This is a genomic window from Luteibacter sp. (assembly GCF_009912395.1).
GTDB lineage: Bacteria > Pseudomonadota > Gammaproteobacteria > Xanthomonadales > Rhodanobacteraceae > Luteibacter.
The window spans coordinates 209,043-227,183 of sequence record NZ_WNDO01000001.1 but is presented as its reverse complement, the minus strand read 5'-3'; the positions used below and the strand labels follow the sequence as shown (position 1 = coordinate 227,183).

Genomic DNA, 18,141 nt, shown 5'->3' with positions numbered 1-18,141 from the left:
GGAACTGGCCGATAAGACTCCGGTCAACCGTGGGTAGTCGTTCATGGCGCAAATTCGGCATTCTGTTCAGCTGGCATTGACGCCGGCCAGAGGGTGGCACGACCATGCGGCGCGCCGTACGGGGATGGAAGCCTCGTGGCTGGTGCACAGGCAGGTAGATCCGAAGGAGCAGTAGCAAGTGGCGTACGATCTGGTGGAGAGGCGTGTCTTCGTGTCCGACCTGGAGGTCGGCATGTTCGTCAGCCGTCTCGATTGCGAGTGGTCCGACACGCCGTTCCCGTGGCAGGGCGTGCCGATCACCTCACGCGAGGACATCGAGAAGCTCAGCCGGTTTTGCAAGTATGTCTTCGTCGACATGCAGCGCCGGGTGATGCCCGCGCGCGTGGTCGCCGCGCCGCCATCGCGGCCTGTGCTCAATACCCGGCTCCTCTCCCAGTGCAGCTATACCGATACCTCGTCGGTGCAGGAGGAACTACCGCGCGCCAGCGCGGCGTTCGCCACGATCAACACCTTCGCAGGCAGCGTGCTCGACGATCTCCACGCCGGCCGCTTCTTCGGTCAGGACGCCTTGCTGGCGGCGGTCGCGCCCATGGTGTCCAGCATGCTGCGTTGCCCTGACGCCTTCCTGTGGGTCGAGAGCATGCGCCGCTACGACAGCTACACGTACCGTCACGCCGTGGGCTGCGCGAGCTTGGCGGCGGTGTTCGGCCGGCACATGGGGATCGCCGAGGAGGCCATCGTCAGCCTGGCGGCCGGCGGCCTGTTGCTGGACGTGGGCAAGGCGCGCTGGCCCGACGAACTGCTTCACGGCGAAGGGCCGCTCAGCGAGACGGAGTGGACGATCGCCCGTCGCCACGTGGACGATGGGCTGAAGATCCTCGATGGTGCCGGGGTCACGGACAACGAAATTCGCGACATGGTACTTACGCACCATGAACGCTTCGACGGTAGCGGTTATCCTCACGGCCTGACCGGCACGGCCATCCCGCTGGCGGGCCGCATCGCGGCCATCGTGGACACCTACCACGCGATGTCCACCCCACGGCCCTATCGGGCGGCGGTGTCGCAACATAATGCGATCCGGCAGATCTACGCCGGTCGCGACCGCGAGTTCCAAGGGGAGCTCGTGGAACAATTCCAGGCCTGCATCGGTGTCTATCCCACAGGCTCGTTGGTGGAACTCAACACCGGGGAGGTCGCCGTGGTGACGATGCAGAACCAGACAAGACGACTGCAGCCGCATGTGGCGGTGCTCACCCGGACGGACAAGCAGCGGCTGGATCGCCCCGTCATCGTCGACCTGCTTAGCCAGGAGGGCGGGGTGAGGCGCGAGATCCAGCGCACGCTGGCGGCAGGCAGCCACGGTGTCGATCCCAGGGAGTCCCTGGCCTCATGAGCGAACGCAGTCACATCCTTCCCGCCGTCCAGGTGATGCTGGACCGCGCGTCGCCGGAGACGGGGCTGTGCGCCGTGCTGGTCGTGCGGATGAAGGGCATGCGCGAACTGCAGTTGCGCTTCGGCTACGGCTTCGGCAACGAAATCATGCTGGCCGCGCGCGAACGCATCGTCGACGCGCTGCGCCATATCGACAAGGTCTTCGTCGCCGGCGACGACAACTTCGTGATCGTGCTTCCCGCCGTGCGTAACCGCACGCACGCGATGCTCGCCGCCACCCGCATCGTCGGCGCGTTCGACACGCCGCTGCCGCATCCGGAGCGTCCATGGCACGGGCGCGTCGTCGTCGGTGTCGCGATGCATCCGGATCACGGCAACTCGGCGGAATGGCTTTACCGTCGCGCCGAGATGGCGCACGACGATGCCATGCGCCTGGGGGAGCCGTTCGCCATCTACGAGCCGGACGTGACGCCGGTGGAGATCCTCTACGGCGAGTTGCGCGAAGACATCGAAAGCAATCGCCTGCACGTGGCTTTCCAGCCCTTGCGCGACCTGCGCAGCGGCGACGTGGTTCGCGTGGAGTCGCTGGCGCGCTGGACCACGCCGATGCACGGGGATGTCGCGCCAGGCGATTTCATTCCCTTCGCCGAACGTAGCGACCTGATCGTGCCGCTGACCCGCTGGAGTCTCAATGCGTCGCTGCGTCATGTCGCGGCACTGCATCGTGGCCGCTGCCCGCTCGACGTGGCCATCAACCTTTCGCCCAAGGTGTTCGTGGAACATGGCTTTGCCGAGCACATCCTCGGTGCGCTGGAAATATGGGGCGTGCCGCCGGAATCGACCATCGTCGAGATCACCGAGACGGCCCTGCTCACCGACCTGGACATGAGCGTGCGCGGCTTGCGCCGCCTGCGCGACCGGGGTGTGCGCGTCGCCATCGACGACTTCGGCACGGGCTATGCCTCGTTCGCCTACCTGCGCCATTTCCCGGCGACGGAGCTGAAGATCGATCGCTCGTTCGTCAGCGCCATGACGACGGACGTCCGCACTGAACAGCTGGTGCGTGCGATGGTCGAAGTCGCGCATCGCCTCGGCATGGAGGCGGTTGCCGAGGGTGTGGAGAACGAGGAAACCCTGCTGCGTCTGGTCGAAATGGACTGCGACGTGGTGCAGGGGTACCACATCGGCCGCCCGATGCCAGCGGAAGCCTTCGTTGCGGAACGCCTTGCGGCCGCCTCGATGGTCTGAGGTTTCACGGTTCTCGCGAAACAGGCAACCCACCCTCACGTCGTTCCTGCGCACGCAGGAACCCAGTGCGATGAGGTCGATTCTCGCGACCGTCTCGCCTGCAAAAAGCCGATGTGATCGCATGGTGCTTCGTGTGGACCGGGGCGCTGGGTTCTTGCGTGCGCAGGAACGACGGGTTGTTAGTCCGTGGTCAGTGCCAGGTAGCGCTTATGCAACGCTTCAACCTTGAGGAGCAGCGATGCCTCGTCGCCGTCATTGACGATCACGTCGTCAGCGATCGCCAGGCGCTGCTCCCGCGACGCTTGCGCGTCGATCATTTTCCGCGCCAGCGCGTCGTCGATACCGTCCCGACGCACCAGTCGGGCGATGCGCGTGTCTTCCGGCGCATCCACCACCAGCACGCGATCGACCCATGCGTAATGCGCGTGGTTCTCTACGAGCAGCGGGATGGACAGGATGCAGTACGGACCGGTATCAGCCTCGACCGCGTCGCGTAGCCACTGGCGGATCCGCGGATGGAGAATGCCCTCCAGCGTCGTCCGGGCGCCGGGATCGGCAAAGACGCGCTGGCGCATCGCCGCGCGGTCGAGTCGCCCTTCAGCGTCCAGCGCACTGGCGCCGAAGACCCGGGCGACTTCGGCCAGCGCCTCGGAGCCCGGTTCCACCACGGCCCGTGCGGCGATGTCCGCATCGTAAGCGCGGACGCCCAGCGCTTCGAAACATCGCTCCACCGCGCTCTTGCCCGAGGCGATACCGCCCGTCAGCGCGACGACGAAACCGCTCATTCCAGCCCCGTCATCCGCATGTACGCGGAAAGTAGCTGGTCACCGACCAGCAGCCATACCCAGCCGGCCGCCGCGATATACGGGCCGAAAGGCATCGGAACGTCGCGCTGCTGCTTGCGCAAGGCCATCAGCGTGCCGCCGACGATGGCGCCGATCAGCGAGGACAGCAGCACGATCGGCAGCAGGGCCGACGGCCCCATCCAGGCACCGAGCGCGGCCAGCAGCTTGAAATCGCCATGGCCCATGCCTTCCTTGCCGGTCAGTAGCTTGAACAGCCAGTAGACGCTCCACAGGCTGAGATAACCGATCAACGCCGCGAGGATCGCCGACGACGGCGCCACGGACAACGGCTGCCATGCCGGGATCAGGGTCAGTCCCAGGCCGATCCAGAGCAGCGGATAGTTGAGCTCGTCCGGCAGTAGCTGGGTGCGGGCGTCGATGCCGGACAGGGCAATCAGCAGATAGGTGAACAGTAGCGCGGCCAGGGTGCCGGCCGTGATGCCGAATCGCCAGACGACCAGGGCGCTACCCAGGCCGGCAAGTAGTTCCACCAGCGGATACTGCGCCGAAATGCGCTCGCCGCAGTACCGGCAGCGACCACGCAGGAACAGCCAGCCGAACACCGGGATGTTGTCCTGGATGGCGAGCCGGTGCTTGCAGTGCGGGCAATGGGATGGCTCCAGCGCCACGCCGGGTGGCTTCGGCTCGTCCACGTCCGCCAGTTCGAGCACCTCGCGGGCCTGGCGCCGCCATTCCCACTGCATGCGCGCGGGCGTGCGCAGGATGACGACATTGAGGAAGCTGCCGACGATCAGGCCGAAGACGGTGGCGAAGGCGATCCAGAGGGGAAGCGGCAGGTCCGGCATGGGGTATCCGTGTAAAAGAAGGGCCCTCCCGCCGTGTCGGCGTAGGGCCCGGTATTGTGCCCGTGGAAGGGGCTCAGGTCGTACCGGCGATCTTGAAGATCGGCAGGTAGAGCGAAATGACCATGCCGCCGACCAGGGTGCCCAGGATCACCATGATGAAGGGTTCCAGCAAGCTGCTCAGCGTATCGACGGCGTTGTTGACCTCTTCCTCGTAGAACTCGGCCACCTTGAACAGCATGTTGTCGAGCGAGCCGGCCTCCTCGCCGATGGCGGTCATCTGCACCACCATGTTGGGAAACAGGTTGGTCTGGCGCATGGCCAGCTGAAGCTGATGACCCACGGAGACGTCGTCGCGCATGCGCAGCACGGCCTCGCCGTAGACGATGCTGCCGGTTGCGCCGGAGACGGCCTCAAGCGCCTCAACCAGGGGTACGCCGGCCTGAAAGGTTACGCCCAGGGTTCGCGCGAAACGCGCAAGCGCCGACTGTCGCAGGATGTTGCCGATGATCGGGATGCGCAGGGAGACGCGGTCGAGCAGGTGGGCGAATTTTACCGAACGTTTCTTCGCCATGATGAAGGCGACGATCGTACCGACAATCGAGCCGATCACCAGCCACCAGTACGACTGCATGAACTCCGAGGCCTTGACCACGACGAGGGTGGGCACGGGCAGGTCGGCACCCGCATCCTTGAAGGTCTGCTGGAATACCGGTACCACGAAGAGCAGCAGGATCATCGTGACCAGCAGCGCCACCACAAGCACCATGGTCGGGTAGAACAGCGCTTTCTTGATCTTGCCCTTGATCGCCTCGGTGCGTTCCTTGTACGTGGCGACCGTGTCGAGGATGGTGTCGAGCACGCCCGCCTGCTCGCCGGCGTGGACGAGGTTGCGGTAAAGCTCGTCGAACTGGATCGGATACTGGCCCAGTGCCTCATGCAGCGACGCGCCGCCTTCGATGTTGGTCTTGACGTCGGTCAGGATGGTCTTGAAACGGATGTTCTTCTGGCCGCCCGCGATGATGTCGAAGGCCTGCACCATGGGGACGCCGGAAGCCATCATCGTGGCGATCTGGCGGCTGAAAATGGCGACGTCGCGAGGCTTCACCTTGGAACCGGTGGAGCCGAACAGCGGCTTGGCCTTTTCGCGGACCTGTTGCGGGTTCATACCCTGCCGACGCAGTTCGGCCTTCACCAGGGCGGCGTTCTTGGCCTGCATTTCGCCGGTCATGCGCTTGCCGCGCTTGTCCAGGGCGCTCCACTCGTACATGGCCAGCTTGGAAACTTCCGCGCGGGCGGCACCGATGGCCTTGGTATTCTTGTTGGCGGTGGCGAGTGCCATGTCGCGGTGATCCCCCGGGGTCAAACTGTCGCGGAAACGCCCTCGGGCGCCCCACACCGACGGATAGTCTGAACGACTTTCCGCTTATTTTTCTGCCATATGGCGCACATCCTGACGCTACCGCCCACCTGTATCAATCCTTGGTGACGCGGTTGATCTCGGCCAGGCTGGTGACGCCGTTGCGGACCTTGAGCAGGGCGGAGGCGCGAAGGTCGTTGATGCCGGCCTTGCGGGCCACCTCGGCGATCTGGATGGCGTTGCCGCCCTCCAGGACGATCTTCTGGATGTCCTCGACCATCGGCATCACCTGATAGATGCCCACGCGACCCTTGTAGCCCTCGTTGCAGCCATCGCAGCCGACTGGCTCGTAGACGGTCATGCCCGCGTCGATTTCCTCTTGGGTGAAGCCTTCGGCGAGCAGCGCAGCGGCGGGAAGGTGTACCTCCCGCTTGCAATCGTGCAGGCGCCGGGCCAGGCGCTGGGCGATGATCAGGGTGACCGACGAGGTGATGTTGTAGGGCGCGATGCCCATGTTCATCAGGCGCGAGATGGTCTGCGGCGCGTCGTTGGTATGCAGCGTGGACAGCACCATGTGGCCGGTCTGCGCTGCCTTCACGGCAATCTCGGCGGTTTCCAGGTCGCGGATCTCGCCGACCATGATGACGTCCGGATCCTGGCGCAGGAACGAGCGCAGGGCGGCGGCGAAGGTCATGCCGCGCTTGGTGTTCTGCTGGACCTGGTTGATGCCCTCGACGCGGATTTCCACGGGGTCTTCCACCGTGGAGATGTTCCGGCCCTCGACGTTGAGGATGTTCAGCGCCGTATACAGTGACACTGTCTTGCCCGAGCCGGTCGGCCCGGTGACCAGCACCATGCCGTAGGGTTTTTCGATGGCGTCCAGGTAGAGTTTCTTCTGGGCTTCCTCGTAGCCGAGCTTGTCGATACCCAGCTTGGCCGACGAGCCATCGAGGATACGCAGCACGATCTTCTCGCCGAACAGCGTGGGCAGCGTGCTCACGCGGAAGTCGATGGCGCGCGTCTTGGTCAGGTTGAGTTTGATGCGTCCGTCCTGCGGGACGCGTCGTTCGGCGATGTCCAAGCCGCTCATCACCTTCAGGCGCGAGGCGATGCGGTTGCCGAGCTTGATCGGCGCGTTGGCCACGATGCGCAGGATGCCATCCATGCGCAGGCGTACGCGGTAGACCGATTCGAACGGTTCGAAATGGATATCCGAGGCGCCGCGCTTGATGGCGTCCACCAGGATCTTGTTGACGAACTTGACGACGGGCGCGTCGTCGTTGGCGTTGGCATCGATACCGGTGGAGCTGCCCTCGGCCTCATCGTCTCCGCTTTCCAGCGAGAGCTCTTCCAGGCCGCCCTCGTCGAACCCGGGGACGTTGCTGGTCATGGCCGACAGGGCGCCATCGATCACGCGACGCAGCTGGGACCGCTCGACCAGCACGGGTTCCACCATGTGATTGGAGTGGAACTTGATCTCGTCCAGCGCGTGGGACTGCATCGGATCGGCGATGCCCACGAACAGGCGCTTGCCGCGCTTGAATAGGGGAAGGGCTTGGTGCTTGGAGATCAGGGCCTCGGTCACCAGGTCCAGCGGCATGTTCGCGGGGACCATGGCCCCGAGGTCCATCAAGGGCATGCCAAATTCGGCCGACGCCACCTGCGACAGTCTGCCGCTGTCCACGAGATTGTGGTCGACGAGCCACGACGACAGCGACACCCGCTTGTCGGCGGCGTCCTGGACGGCCTTGCGGACGTCCGCCTCGGGCAATACGCCCTCGGTGACGAGCCGCCGCGCCATGCCCGTTAGTCCGGCGAGCATGGTTTGCTGCATGTTTGAAACCATGATGGCTTCCGTTTACCCCGAGATTCGGGGGCAATCTACTCCAGAACGTGTGACCGGTCACGTCGTGGCGGGCTGAAGACCGCGTGAGGGCGTGCGTTGGCTATCATCCCCGCGGTCGGCTTCGCGAGCTGGATGCCCGCTTGGGCAGCGCCGCCGTGCTGCATCGATGCCAGGGGGAAATGGGTGCTTTTCAATTCATTGAGTTTTCTGGTTTTTTTCTCAATCGTCTTTCCGGTGTACCTGTTGCTGCCAGGATGGGGCATCCGCAAGTCGTTCCTCCTGCTGGCCAGCTATGTGTTCTACGCGGCATGGAATCCCGCCTATGTGCTGATCCTGGCCTTTTCTACGTCACTGGACTGGTGGCTCGCGCGCCGGCTGGCCGTGACCGAGGGTGAAAGGCGGCGCAAGGGGCTGCTGATCCTGAGCCTGGTGGCCAACCTGGGCCTGCTCGGCTTCTTCAAGTACGGCGGTTTCGTGCTAGCCAATCTGCAGTCCGCGTTCGGTGCCCTGGGCGTGGCCTACCAGCCACCGGGCTGGGACATCGTGCTGCCGGTAGGCATCTCGTTCTACACGTTTGCCTCGCTGTCCTACACGATCGACGTATACCGCCGTGAGATCGACGGCCGGACGGGCTTGCGCGACTACGCGCTGTTCGTCGCCTTCTTTCCCCACCTGGTCGCCGGTCCGATCGTGCGGGCCAGGGCCTTGCTTCCCCAGTTGGCGGCGCCGCGGCTTCCTGCGATGGACCAGGCGGCCTACGGCATCGTGCTCGTGTTGATCGGCTTGTTCTGCAAGGCAGTGTTCGCGGATCAGGTGTTCGCACCCGTCGTGGACGATGTGTACACCAACGGCGGTCAGGACATCGTCGGTTCGTTCGCAGCGTTCTTCGGCTTCGCCGCGCAGATTTACTTCGATTTCGGTGGCTACTCCCTGTGCGCCATTGGCCTGGCGCTCTGCTTCGGCTTCGCTTTCCCCGACAACTTCCGATGCCCCTATGGCGCCCGCGGGTTCTCGGATTTCTGGCGCCGCTGGCATATCTCCCTCTCCACCTGGCTGCGCGATTACCTGTACATCCCGCTGGGCGGAAACCGGGGCGGCTCCTGGGCCACCTCGCGACATCTCATGCTGACCATGCTCCTGGGTGGGTTATGGCACGGCGCGTCGTGGATGTTCGTGGCGTGGGGCGGTCTGCATGGCACGTTCCTGATCGGGGAAAGGGCATGGCGCAAGCGTTGGCCGACGGTGTCCTGGCGAGGTGCGGACACCGTGCTGACCGTGACGACCTTCCTGCTGGTCTGCGTGGCATGGGTGCCTTTCCGGGCACCCTCGGCCGGTGCCGCCTGGACATTCCTACAGGGCTTCGCGCGGGTGGGTAGCGGCACCTCGGTGCAGTGGCTGGCGCTGCTTGCCGCGCTGGCGATGTTCGCCTGGCAGTGGCGCATGCGGGACACTTCGCTCGACCAATGGTTAGCGAGGATGCCCGAAGGGGGCCGGGTCGCTATCGGGACCCTGTGCCTGATCGGAATCTTCCTGGCCGCAGGGGGGGACGAACGTGCGTTCATCTATTTCCAATTCTGATATCCACCTCACAAGGCGCTTTGTACCGGAAGGGCGTTGGCTGAGGCCGTTAAGCACGGCCCTGGTGCTGGCGTGCCTGTTCGTGGCGGGCCTGGAAGCCCGCCTCGCATCCCGGGGATTCGAGGCGACCATCCTCGATTCTCCGACCCTATGGGCCGAGCAGCGGGCACGGGTGGATCGGTTGGGCGATCGAGCCCTGGTTCTGGTAGGTGCGTCGCGCATGCAACTGGATGTCGACCTCTCCACCCTTCGCGACATGACCGGGAGGGAGCCGGTACAACTGGCGATCGACGGAAGCTCTTTCGTTCCCGTGCTAGCCGACCTGGCCGCTGACGACAAGGTCACCGGAACGATCCTCGTCGACTACCAGGACCATGTCATGGCTGACTTGCACCGGTATGGCGCGCTGGTCTACGTCGCTCGTTGGCAACAGACGCGTGACCGTGATCCCTTCCCCGATTTCGCCCGGACGGAGGCGTGGCTTACCCGGTTCGTACACCATCATCTACGCAGCTTCGCCGACGGTGCCAGCCCGCTTGATTCCCTGGTGCTCCGCGCCCTGAGTGACGAGGTGACGCCCCAATACCTGGTGACGCTGCCTACCCGGGAGCGGATGGCCGACTACACACTCGTCCACATGCCGGACTTCTACTTCGAGCGCGTGATGCGCAATGCCGGCATATCCGAAGTCCGGAGAACCCAAGACGTGCGGATCTTTGGTGCCCAGCTGACTCGTCAGATCCAGGCACTCGCCCCGGTGTCGATGCCCGATTTCGCCACCAACAGCCAGGTCATCGCGGCGATGGTCCGGCGTATCGAAGCGCGTGGGGGCCACGTGGCCTTCATCATGCTGCCCCGCAGCGGCCTGGTCCGCACCGCCGACGAGCGTCTTTTCCCCCGCGAGGACTACTGGCGACCGTTCATCAACGCCGTGCAGGCGCCCTCGCTCCACTATGCCGATGTGCCGTCCATGAAAGCCCTGGTATGTCCGGACGGCTCCCATCTGGACCGCCGCGCGCGGGTGGCATTCACACGCGATTTGGTCCACGCTATGCCTCTTTTGAGCGGCGGCGCCGCCGGGAACGGGCGCAGGTCGCCGCGGGCCATGCCGCCGTCGCCGTCGGAGCATGGTTCGTGACACGATTGAGTGTGGTAATTCCCGCGAAGAACGAGGCCGCTGCCTTGGCAGCCCTGTTGCCACGCGTGCGCGAGGCGCTGCCGGACGCGGAGATCATCGTCGTCGACGACGGTTCCACCGACGCCACCCGCAGCACCTGCGAGGCCGCTGGGGTCATCTGCCTTTCGTCGCCCTACTCGATGGGCAACGGAGCGGCCATCAAGCGGGGTGCCCGCGCGGCGAAGGGAGATATCGTTGTCTTCATGGACGGCGACGGACAACACGATCCCTACGACGTACCACGCATGCTGGCCCGCCTCGAGCAGGGCTACGACATGGTCGTCGGCGCACGCGACTGGGAAAGCCAGGCCGGCGTGGGACGTGGCCTGGCGAACACGCTGTACAACTGGCTGGCATCGCAGATGACGGGGCAGCGTGTGTTCGACCTGACATCGGGTTTTCGCGTGGTTCGGGCCGAGCGTTTCCGTGAATTCATCCATCTGCTGCCCAATGGCTTCTCGTATCCGACCACCAGCACCATGGCGTTCTTCCGTAGTGCCTATGGCGTGGCCTACGAACCGATCAAGGCCTCGCAGCGGGTGGGGAAAAGCCACATCAAGCCGTTGAAAGATGGTGTGCGATTCTTGCTGATCATCTTCAAGATCGCCACCTTGTACTCGCCATTGAAGCTCTTTGTGCCGGTGAGTGCGATGTTCTTCCTGCTCGGCGTGCTGAACTATGCCTGGACGTATTGGCATATGGCACGCCTGACGAATGGCAGTACCTTGCTCTGGATCGCCTCGGTCATCATTTTTCTGATCGGCCTGGTTTCCGAGCAGATCACGTCCCTTACTTATCGACCCATCGACACCGCCAGGACACGCGATGACTGAGGGGGCGGGCCATCCTGCGAATTCCAGCATACGTCGCAGGGTGCTTCTCATATCTCGTAATTTCCCGCCGTTGAAAGGCGGCATGGAGCGCTTGAACTGCCGCATGGCAAGCGCGATCGCGAAGGTGGCCGAACTGAACATGGTCGGTCCTCGTGGCGCCGGTGCGGCACTGCAAGGCCTAGGCTCGATACGCGAAGTTCCGTTACGTCCCTTGTGGCGATTTTTTCTTGGGGCGTTCGGTGCGGCAGGGTGGAGCGCGATCACCGTACGCCCCGAACTGACGGTCGCCGGTAGTGGCTTATGCGCCCCGTTCGCCTGGATGGCGGCACGCCTCTCGCGAGGTCGATACGCGGTCTACGTGCACGGACTGGACGTGATCGCCCGGCATTGGGCCTATCGCGCCTTCTGGCTGCCATTCATCCGCAGGGCCGACATCTGCGTGGCCAACAGCCACAATACGGCTCGCCTGTGTCGTGAGGTCGGTGTGCCGGGGGAACGGACGGTCATCGTCCATCCCGGCGTCGAACTCGCCGACTCCGTCGCGGCCGACGACGTGGCCGCTTTCCGTCGACGCGAGCGATGGGAGGGAAGGCCGGTACTACTTTCGGTGGGACGTTTGACGGCGCGCAAGGGCATGCTCGAATTTGTCGACAAAGTGTTTCCCCGTGTTATCGCACGACATCCTCGGGTACTTCTTGTCGTGATGGGCAACGATGCCCCGGACGCCCTGACGGGCAAGGGTGTGCGTGACGCATTGCAGGCGCTCGTCGAAGAGCGGGGTCTTGGGGAGCATATCCGGATGCTTGGCGAGGTGGACGATGCGACGCTCGCCCTGGGTTATGCGGCGGCGGACGTTGCCGTTTTCCCTGTGAGGACGATTCCTGGCGATGTCGAGGGATTCGGCATGGTCGCCGTGGAAGCGGCGGCGCACGGTTTGCCGACGGTGGCCTATGCCACTGGCGGGGTACCCGATGCCGTGAAGGATGGCGTTTCCGGTTATCTCGTTCCCGCGGACGACACCGTAGCGTTTGCCGGCGCGATCGATCGAGTGCTTCAGCAGGGCAAATCCAGTATGTCGGCGTCTTCCAGGACGTTCGCTGCCGGATTCGACTGGTCGTCGTTCGATGGTGCTTTGCAGAAAGCGCTCGGTTTTTGAACTATCCGCGAACGCATCCGGATGGCACATGGGCATGGCGTAGGAATCCCTTGGTGACGGCGAGTGGAATGAATGCGATGGGGCACGTGTGGATGCCGACGATTCGCGCCCATAGCGGCGGCGACGTATTCGTCGAACGCCTGGCTTCCGGCCTGCGCGAGCGGGGTTGGACGGTCACGATCGATTGGTTCGATCAGCGGTATGAGTTTGTCCCCGGGGCGCTTTCGTCTCGCAGGCCACCTCAGGGCACGCAGATCATCCATGCGAATGCCCAATCGGGGTATGCCTTCGCCGGGCATGGGCTGCCTTTGATCGTCACCGAGCATCACTTCGTTCTGGACCCGGCGTATCGTTCCCACAAATCTGCTTTGCAGCATATGTATCATCGCCTCGTCACGGGGCGGGCGGCGTTGCGCTCGATGCGCGAAGCGTCCCTGGTGACCACCCATAGCCGTTTTGTCGCGCGCACGGTGATGGACGCCTGTCCGCGCGTGCGCCCTCGCATCATTCCCCTATGGGTCGATCTGGAACGTTTTTCGCCGTCACTTCCGGCACCTCGGGAAGGGCGTCCGCTGAGGCTGCTTTTCGTAGGCAATGTGTCTCGCCGAAAAGGTTTCGACATGGTGCTGGCGCTCGCCGGGCGGCTGGGAGCCGACGTCGAGATTCGATGCACCGGTGGTTTGCGAGGCGTCGATCATGGCGACTTGCCCACGAACGTCGTTGCCTTGGGGCGTCTATCGGACGACGAGCTTGTGCAGGCCTATCGTGATTGCGATGCGGCGCTCGTGCCCTCGCGTTACGAAGGTTTTGGTTACTCGGCGTTGGAAGCCATGGCATGCGGTCGTGCCGTGCTGGGCTTCGCTTGTGGTTCCGTGGAAGAGATCATCCTCGACGGGGAGCACGGATTTCTCGTGCCGGTCAACGATATCGATGGATTGGAACATCGTGCGAGACAGCTTCTCGCGGACGCTGCATTGCTGGCACGACTGGGTGCGGCAGGGCGATATCGCGCCGAAACATTGTTCACGGAACGACTGGGCGTCGATGCCTACATCGGCGCCTACGCCGACGTGCTAGCGTCGCACCGCCGCGCGTAGCTGCGCCGAAAGTCTGCGGGCACCGTCGAGCCGATCGCCTGCGGTGCGCTGGACGGCCGCGTCTTCCCGCGGTCGACGCAATACCTGTTCCAGCCCTCGGAAAATGGCATCGGGCGACGTGCCTACGAAGATGGCATCCGCTGCGGCGGCCTCGCGCAGCTCGGGGATATCCGTCGTGACGATGGGCGTTCCACACGTGGCCGCTTCGGCGACGGGAATACCATACCCTTCGTAGATCGATGGGAAGGCGAAAGCGCGCGCATCCGCATAGAGCGCGGGGAGGGCGTGGTCGGGTACATAGCCAAGCACGTGGCACCAGGGTGCGGAGAGCAGGCGAAGTCCTTCGGTGGATACGCTCTTGCCCCATCCCTTGCCACCAACGAGACGCAGTTCGATCGGTGACGCGCGCCCGGCGTTGATCCGTTCCATGGCCAGCAACAGAGCGGACAGGTTCTTTCGCGGTTCGCGGGTTGCGACGCTGAGGATGTAGTCGGTGTCGACATGGGTGTCGCGAGCGGGAGGGTGGTCAAATACCGGCCCCAGCGACGGTGCGATCACGTCGTCGCAACGGATGCCGTACATCTCCCAAACCCGCATGGCCGTACCTTGCGAGATGGCGATACGACGAGCGGCTTCCCGCAGGGACTTAGCGAACCACAGATGATGTCCCCAACGTGTGGCTACGGGCATGCTCGCGGGAAAAATACGATGGGTGAGGTCGAAGACCGTCATGACCGACGGCGTATCGATGGAGCGCGGCACGATGGCGGCAGCGGCCCAGAACACATCGAGCCGGTCGTCTCGAATGAGTCGAGGCAACGCCCAGCGAGACCATGCGGGACCCGGTAATCGCCTCCAGGGCGAGCGATCTATGCGAAACCGCCAGCGGGGAGACAGTGGCTCCATGCCGGGATCCCGCCGCAGGTAAAGCACGAAGTCCGCTTCCGGGCACATGGCGTCGAGTCCGCGCATCAGCTCGTGGACGTAGCGTCCGGTACCCCCCGGCTGTCCCGTGAACGCCCTTCCGTCGATACCGATCCTCATGCCGTGTCCTTGTTTCGGCCTCGTGATAGATGCCAGAGAGCGGCCAGCGACATGCAGGCATGGGTCGTGTACGTAGCGATCACAGCACCCTTCCAGCCCATGCCGGCCACCATGGCCAGCGTGGCGACGACGTTGAAGATCGCGCCTCCCAACTCGATGCTTCCGCTCATCGTCTGTTCGCCGCTGGTGGAAAGCAGCGTGCGAAAGATCCACCATAGTGCGCTGGTCAGGGGTAACAGGGCCAACCAGTGAGCCATGGTGACCACCTGGTCGTAGCCCGAACCAAGCACCAAGGGGAGCAGCAGGGCGAACGGGATCGACAGGCCGGCCATGAGCACGGCTCCCCCGCCAATCGCGGCGATGAAGGTCTTGTTGCTGCGGATCAGCTCAATGCCTCGATGGCTTCCTCCCGAGTGGAACAGGGAGGGCATTCGCCATTCGATGAAGGACAGGATCGGAAGCATCAAGACATCGAAAAGCCTGTAGGCCAACGAGTACTGGGCCGCATCGCCGAGCGACGACAACTTGGCTACCACGGCTTTGTCGGCATCCGCATGGACGCGTGTCGATCCGGCGGCCAATGCAAAGCCGAGTCCCTCCCGCCATTGAAACCCGTCGTGCCCCGTCACCGCTGTCTTGTGTCGTGCTCGCCAGGCGACCGTCAACGCGGGAAGCATGGCGGATGCGATGGCGATCACGGACCATCCGTGGATGCCGGGAGGTTGCCCAAGCAGCATCATGAGGGCGACCGCCGCGACGCGCGTAGCGGGTAGCAGGCACATGTATACGGCCATGCCGCCATAGCGCCTTTGACCCTGGAGGTTGCGTTGCATCAGGTCGGAAGCGGATACGCCGACGAGATCGGCACCGACGAGCAGGATGGCGGTCGTCGCGTCCGTCTGGCTTCCGTAAAGCAGCCAGACGGATGCGACGGCCATCATCATGAGTGGCACGAACGTGTAGAGGTTGCGTCGGACAGCGATGGCAAAGCTGTGTCTCGGCTCTGCTCGCTCCAATGACAGTTCGCGCAGGTGAAGCGCGTTGGCGCCGATGCCGGTGAAGAGGGCAAAAACACCCGTGACGCTGGTGATGGCAACCACCAGGCCATATTCGGTGGGCCCCAGCGTACGCGCGAGCAGGACCACCAGTAAGGCTTGTAATCCCGCGCGGGCGATCATCCCCACGCTGACCCATCCATAGCCTTCGCGTAATGTCCGGACGAAAGTGGTCAGTCTGGCTTTCATGGTCGAGTAGAGGTGGAGCGTGCCAGGGAGGCTTCGAGGCTGGCGATGTCGCTATCGAGGCGGCCGCCGATGTTCAGTGCGTTCAGTGCCGCGAGCTGTGCTTTCGCCAGCGGCGCATCGTGTCGCGCAATCGCCATGCGTGCCAGTGAAACGCGATAGGCCGGTTCGTTCGGCGATATCGCGACGACGCGTTTCTGCAGGTCCAGCGCGAGCCTGTCGTCATGCAGGCTATTTGACGCGAACGAGGCGTAGATCGCGAGGAAACGAGCGGTCGGAGCGGGATGATCGAGGCCGGCTTTGAAGGCTTCATGCAGGGCCGCCGTGTCGAAATGGCAGGCCTGATCGGCCAGGCAACGGCTCAATGCGTCCAGCGAGCTTTCGTCCTGGACGGACAGCGGACGCGCACGCAACTTCGTTTCGATGCTTGTCCACCAGGCCCCCTTTACCGGGCGATCGATCCGCGAGTTCATGAAGATCATCGCCTGTTCGGGAAGGATCGACGACCCCGGCAAGGATGCCGCTCGTTCCAGAGGCGGATACACCTGGGCCGTATAGGGCGAACTCGTGTCGTAGTGCGAATGAATGATATAGGCCCGGCCAAGTTCGTACTGGGCGCGAGGCGAATCGGGACCGCGCCTGGCCAGTTCCTGGGCGAGGCGCAGCGAATCGTTCCATGCATAGGCGGTGAGGGCCGTCAGACCGGTCCACCAGGCCAGCAACAGGGCAGCACACAATGCGCCCGGCACACGCGGCCAGCGCCGCAACGTATCGGCGATCACCAACAGCACGCCGATGCTGGCGAAGTAGTTCCGATGTTCGTAGATCAGTTCCAGCGGCAGGATCGTGCCCGTGAGGGCATGGCAACCGAGATACCAGGCGATGCCTAGCGACGTGAGCGGACGACGATGCCGCAGTGCCACCGCGATGCCTGCCAATGCGAGCAGTACGAGCGCCGACAGGGCGGTGGTGATCGGTTCGAACAGGCCTTGGCTTGCCACGAACTCGTCGTGATAGAAGCTCAGTGCCGATGGTGTGGGCGTGATGGTCCAGCCGATGTAATCCACCAGGATGCGCGCTTCGCTGAGCAGACGCGTTTCGAGCGTGAAGTCACGCGTGAGCCATGACTTCGGCTGGAGCACCGCAGGCAGCAGCCATGCGAGCCCCCCCACCAGCGGAAGCACCAGCACCAGGCCATGGAAGGCAAGCAGCCGGCGATCCACTCCCGTCGCGTCGCGACGCGCGAAGCGGTAGACAACGATCTCGACCAGCAAGGCATACAGCGGCAGCATGACCGCGGTTTCCTTCGCGAGCACACCCATGGCCGTGCAGACCAGCGGTGGCCATAGCGTGGCGATCAGGCTGCCTTGGCCATCCAGCATGCGGTCGCGCCCGCGCAGGTAGCCCAGCAACCCCAGCAGCACGAACAGGTTCGCGAGGCTCTCCATGCGTTGCACGACATAGAGGACGGCGGTGAGGTTGATCGGCAGCATCAGCCAGCCGAGGGCCAGCGCCGCGGCCACCATGTCGATGGCGGGCAGGGATGTTGCCCAGGTGCGCGTAAGTAGCCGTCGGGCCACGAAGAACAGCAGGAAGCCGTTGAGGAGGTGGATCACCACGTTGGTGGCCTTCATCGGCGCGGCGTCCAATCCGCCGACGAGGAAGTTGGCGGCGAACGTCAGCGACGACAGGGGCCGCTTCAACTCGCTGGATGGCGACGACAGGGCGGCGGCGACCAGCTCCGATGGCGAGGCGTGTTCGGGTTGGACGAGCGCGTTGTCGACGATGTTGGGGTAGTCGTCGAACACGAAGCCGCCCGAAAGGCCCGTGGCGTAGACCAGCCACGTCACCAGTGCCAGGATCGCCAGGCAGGCCAGGGTAAGCAGGGGCCGCTGAAGGAGGCGGGTATCCGCCATCCTGGGCGTCACGCCGGCCGGCCGGCCGGTCGGCGGGATGTCGCTGGAAGTCAAAGGGGCCTCGTGGGCGGTTTTACGCCCGGCATCCTAGCATTAATGCCGGACAGGGGCCTCCGTACCCCTTCCGCCCGTCAATGCCGGCAATTGGCCGGTACGTACTGTTTGTCCACGCCCGCGTTGCCGACGGCACAGTCCCATTGGAAGACCTGCGCGGCGGATCGCGTCGTCGGCGTGAAGGTGACGGTCTTGCCATCGATGGCGGGCGTGCCGGTGTTGCGATAGGTGATGGTGATGACGCCGCTGCCCGCCGAGTCGATCGCAATGGAGGTGACAAAGGTGCTGGAGCTCGTGGTGTATCCCGCTTCCGCGTTGCCTTTGGGGTACTTGCCGTTGCCCTGAAGCGATTCGGTCACGGCCAGCTTGGCGGCGTCGGCCAGCACCAGTCCCTCGGACACCTTGGCCCGCCTGACATAGGCCTGGTATTGCGGAATCGCGATGGCCGCGAGGATGGCGATGATCGCCACGACGATCATGAGTTCGATGAGCGTGAAGCCCTGCTGGCGCTGTTTCATGGATTCCCTGGTTGATATGTATCGGGCTTC

At 64.1% G+C, this 18,141-nt stretch carries 15 protein-coding genes; 7 read left to right on the top strand and 8 right to left on the bottom strand.

The window, feature by feature from the left end; genetic code table 11:
- Positions 1-178: 178 nt before the first annotated feature.
- Together GAK28_RS01210 and GAK28_RS01205 are read left to right on the top strand one after the other, a co-directional pair.
- Positions 179-1,396, top strand: a complete 1,218-nt coding sequence (locus GAK28_RS01210) for an HD-GYP domain-containing protein (protein ID WP_291773942.1) — start codon at positions 179-181, stop codon at positions 1,394-1,396.
- On the top strand, positions 1,393-2,643 hold the full coding sequence (locus tag GAK28_RS01205; RefSeq protein WP_291773940.1) for a GGDEF domain-containing phosphodiesterase: 1,251 nt from the start codon (positions 1,393-1,395) through the stop codon (positions 2,641-2,643). The genes GAK28_RS01210 and GAK28_RS01205 overlap by 4 nt, the downstream gene beginning before the upstream one ends.
- A 179-nt stretch (positions 2,644-2,822) precedes the next feature.
- On the opposite strand, the gene coaE is transcribed toward GAK28_RS01205, so the two are convergent.
- The 4 genes from coaE to pilB form a co-directional block, all read right to left on the bottom strand.
- Complete coding sequence (coaE, locus tag GAK28_RS01200; RefSeq protein WP_291773937.1) at positions 2,823-3,428, bottom strand: dephospho-CoA kinase; 606 nt, start codon at positions 3,426-3,428, stop codon at positions 2,823-2,825.
- A complete protein-coding gene (locus GAK28_RS01195; RefSeq protein WP_291773935.1) occupies positions 3,425-4,294 on the bottom strand; it encodes an A24 family peptidase in 870 nt (289 codons plus the stop codon). The genes coaE and GAK28_RS01195 overlap by 4 nt, the downstream gene beginning before the upstream one ends.
- Positions 4,295-4,367: 73 nt before the next feature.
- Entirely contained in the window at positions 4,368-5,633 is a 1,266-nt protein-coding gene (locus GAK28_RS01190; RefSeq protein WP_291773934.1) for a type II secretion system F family protein, read from the bottom strand.
- Between the two features lie 133 nt (positions 5,634-5,766).
- The gene (gene pilB / locus GAK28_RS01185) at positions 5,767-7,473 is read right to left on the bottom strand and encodes a type IV-A pilus assembly ATPase PilB (RefSeq protein WP_291773932.1); all 1,707 of its coding nucleotides are present in this window, start codon (positions 7,471-7,473) and stop codon (positions 5,767-5,769) included.
- Between the two features lie 258 nt (positions 7,474-7,731).
- Here pilB and GAK28_RS01180 point away from each other — a divergent pair, with 258 nt between their 5' ends.
- From GAK28_RS01180 to GAK28_RS01160, 5 genes are all read left to right on the top strand, one after another.
- Positions 7,732-9,075 carry an MBOAT family O-acyltransferase gene (locus GAK28_RS01180; protein WP_291773929.1) on the top strand — a complete coding sequence of 448 codons (1,344 nt, stop codon included), beginning with the start codon at positions 7,732-7,734 and terminating at the stop codon, positions 9,073-9,075.
- Between the two features lie 220 nt (positions 9,076-9,295).
- The gene (locus GAK28_RS01175) at positions 9,296-10,213 is read left to right on the top strand and encodes a hypothetical protein (RefSeq protein WP_291773928.1); all 918 of its coding nucleotides are present in this window, start codon (positions 9,296-9,298) and stop codon (positions 10,211-10,213) included.
- A complete protein-coding gene (locus GAK28_RS01170) occupies positions 10,210-11,085 on the top strand; it encodes a glycosyltransferase family 2 protein (RefSeq protein WP_291773926.1) in 876 nt (291 codons plus the stop codon). Before GAK28_RS01175 ends, GAK28_RS01170 begins: the two co-directional genes overlap by 4 nt.
- Positions 11,078-12,241: a glycosyltransferase family 4 protein gene (locus GAK28_RS01165; protein WP_343161808.1), complete on the top strand. Its 1,164-nt coding sequence runs from the start codon at positions 11,078-11,080 to the stop codon at positions 12,239-12,241. Before GAK28_RS01170 ends, GAK28_RS01165 begins: the two co-directional genes overlap by 8 nt.
- 92 nt (positions 12,242-12,333) lie before the next feature.
- Complete coding sequence (locus GAK28_RS01160; protein ID WP_291773922.1) at positions 12,334-13,338, top strand: glycosyltransferase family 4 protein; 1,005 nt, start codon at positions 12,334-12,336, stop codon at positions 13,336-13,338.
- Here the strand turns inward: GAK28_RS01160 and GAK28_RS01155 are convergent.
- From GAK28_RS01155 to GAK28_RS01140, 4 genes are all read right to left on the bottom strand, one after another.
- The gene (locus tag GAK28_RS01155; protein WP_291773920.1) at positions 13,315-14,382 is read right to left on the bottom strand and encodes a glycosyltransferase family 1 protein; all 1,068 of its coding nucleotides are present in this window, start codon (positions 14,380-14,382) and stop codon (positions 13,315-13,317) included. The genes GAK28_RS01160 and GAK28_RS01155 overlap by 24 nt on opposite strands.
- Positions 14,379-15,626 (bottom strand): lipopolysaccharide biosynthesis protein, encoded by a 1,248-nt coding sequence (locus GAK28_RS01150; RefSeq protein WP_291773918.1) that lies wholly within the window; start codon positions 15,624-15,626, stop codon positions 14,379-14,381. The genes GAK28_RS01155 and GAK28_RS01150 overlap by 4 nt, the downstream gene beginning before the upstream one ends.
- Complete coding sequence (locus GAK28_RS01145; protein ID WP_343161805.1) at positions 15,623-17,593, bottom strand: hypothetical protein; 1,971 nt, start codon at positions 17,591-17,593, stop codon at positions 15,623-15,625. Before GAK28_RS01145 ends, GAK28_RS01150 begins: the two co-directional genes overlap by 4 nt.
- Before the next feature lie 77 nt (positions 17,594-17,670).
- The gene (locus tag GAK28_RS01140) at positions 17,671-18,111 is read right to left on the bottom strand and encodes a pilin (RefSeq protein WP_291773916.1); all 441 of its coding nucleotides are present in this window, start codon (positions 18,109-18,111) and stop codon (positions 17,671-17,673) included.
- Positions 18,112-18,141: the final 30 nt, after the last annotated feature.

Bases quoted from the DNA above. Each gene is read 5' to 3' on its own strand.
- GAK28_RS01160 (WP_291773922.1), top strand. From the start codon at position 12,334: ATGCCGACGATTCGCGCCCATAGCGGCGGCGACGTATTCGTCGAACGC.
- GAK28_RS01150 (WP_291773918.1), bottom strand. From the start codon at position 15,626: ATGAAAGCCAGACTGACCACTTTCGTCCGGACATTACGCGAAGGCTAT.
- coaE (WP_291773937.1), bottom strand. From the start codon at position 3,428: ATGAGCGGTTTCGTCGTCGCGCTGACGGGCGGTATCGCCTCGGGCAAG.
- GAK28_RS01205 (WP_291773940.1), top strand. From the start codon at position 1,393: ATGAGCGAACGCAGTCACATCCTTCCCGCCGTCCAGGTGATGCTGGAC.
- GAK28_RS01155 (WP_291773920.1), bottom strand. From the start codon at position 14,382: ATGAGGATCGGTATCGACGGAAGGGCGTTCACGGGACAGCCGGGGGGT.
- GAK28_RS01140 (WP_291773916.1), bottom strand. From the start codon at position 18,111: ATGAAACAGCGCCAGCAGGGCTTCACGCTCATCGAACTCATGATCGTC.
- GAK28_RS01175 (WP_291773928.1), top strand. From the start codon at position 9,296: ATGCAACTGGATGTCGACCTCTCCACCCTTCGCGACATGACCGGGAGG.
- GAK28_RS01190 (WP_291773934.1), bottom strand. From the start codon at position 5,633: ATGGCACTCGCCACCGCCAACAAGAATACCAAGGCCATCGGTGCCGCC.
- pilB (WP_291773932.1), bottom strand. From the start codon at position 7,473: ATGCTCGCCGGACTAACGGGCATGGCGCGGCGGCTCGTCACCGAGGGC.
- GAK28_RS01165 (WP_343161808.1), top strand. From the start codon at position 11,078: ATGACTGAGGGGGCGGGCCATCCTGCGAATTCCAGCATACGTCGCAGG.
- GAK28_RS01195 (WP_291773935.1), bottom strand. From the start codon at position 4,294: ATGCCGGACCTGCCGCTTCCCCTCTGGATCGCCTTCGCCACCGTCTTC.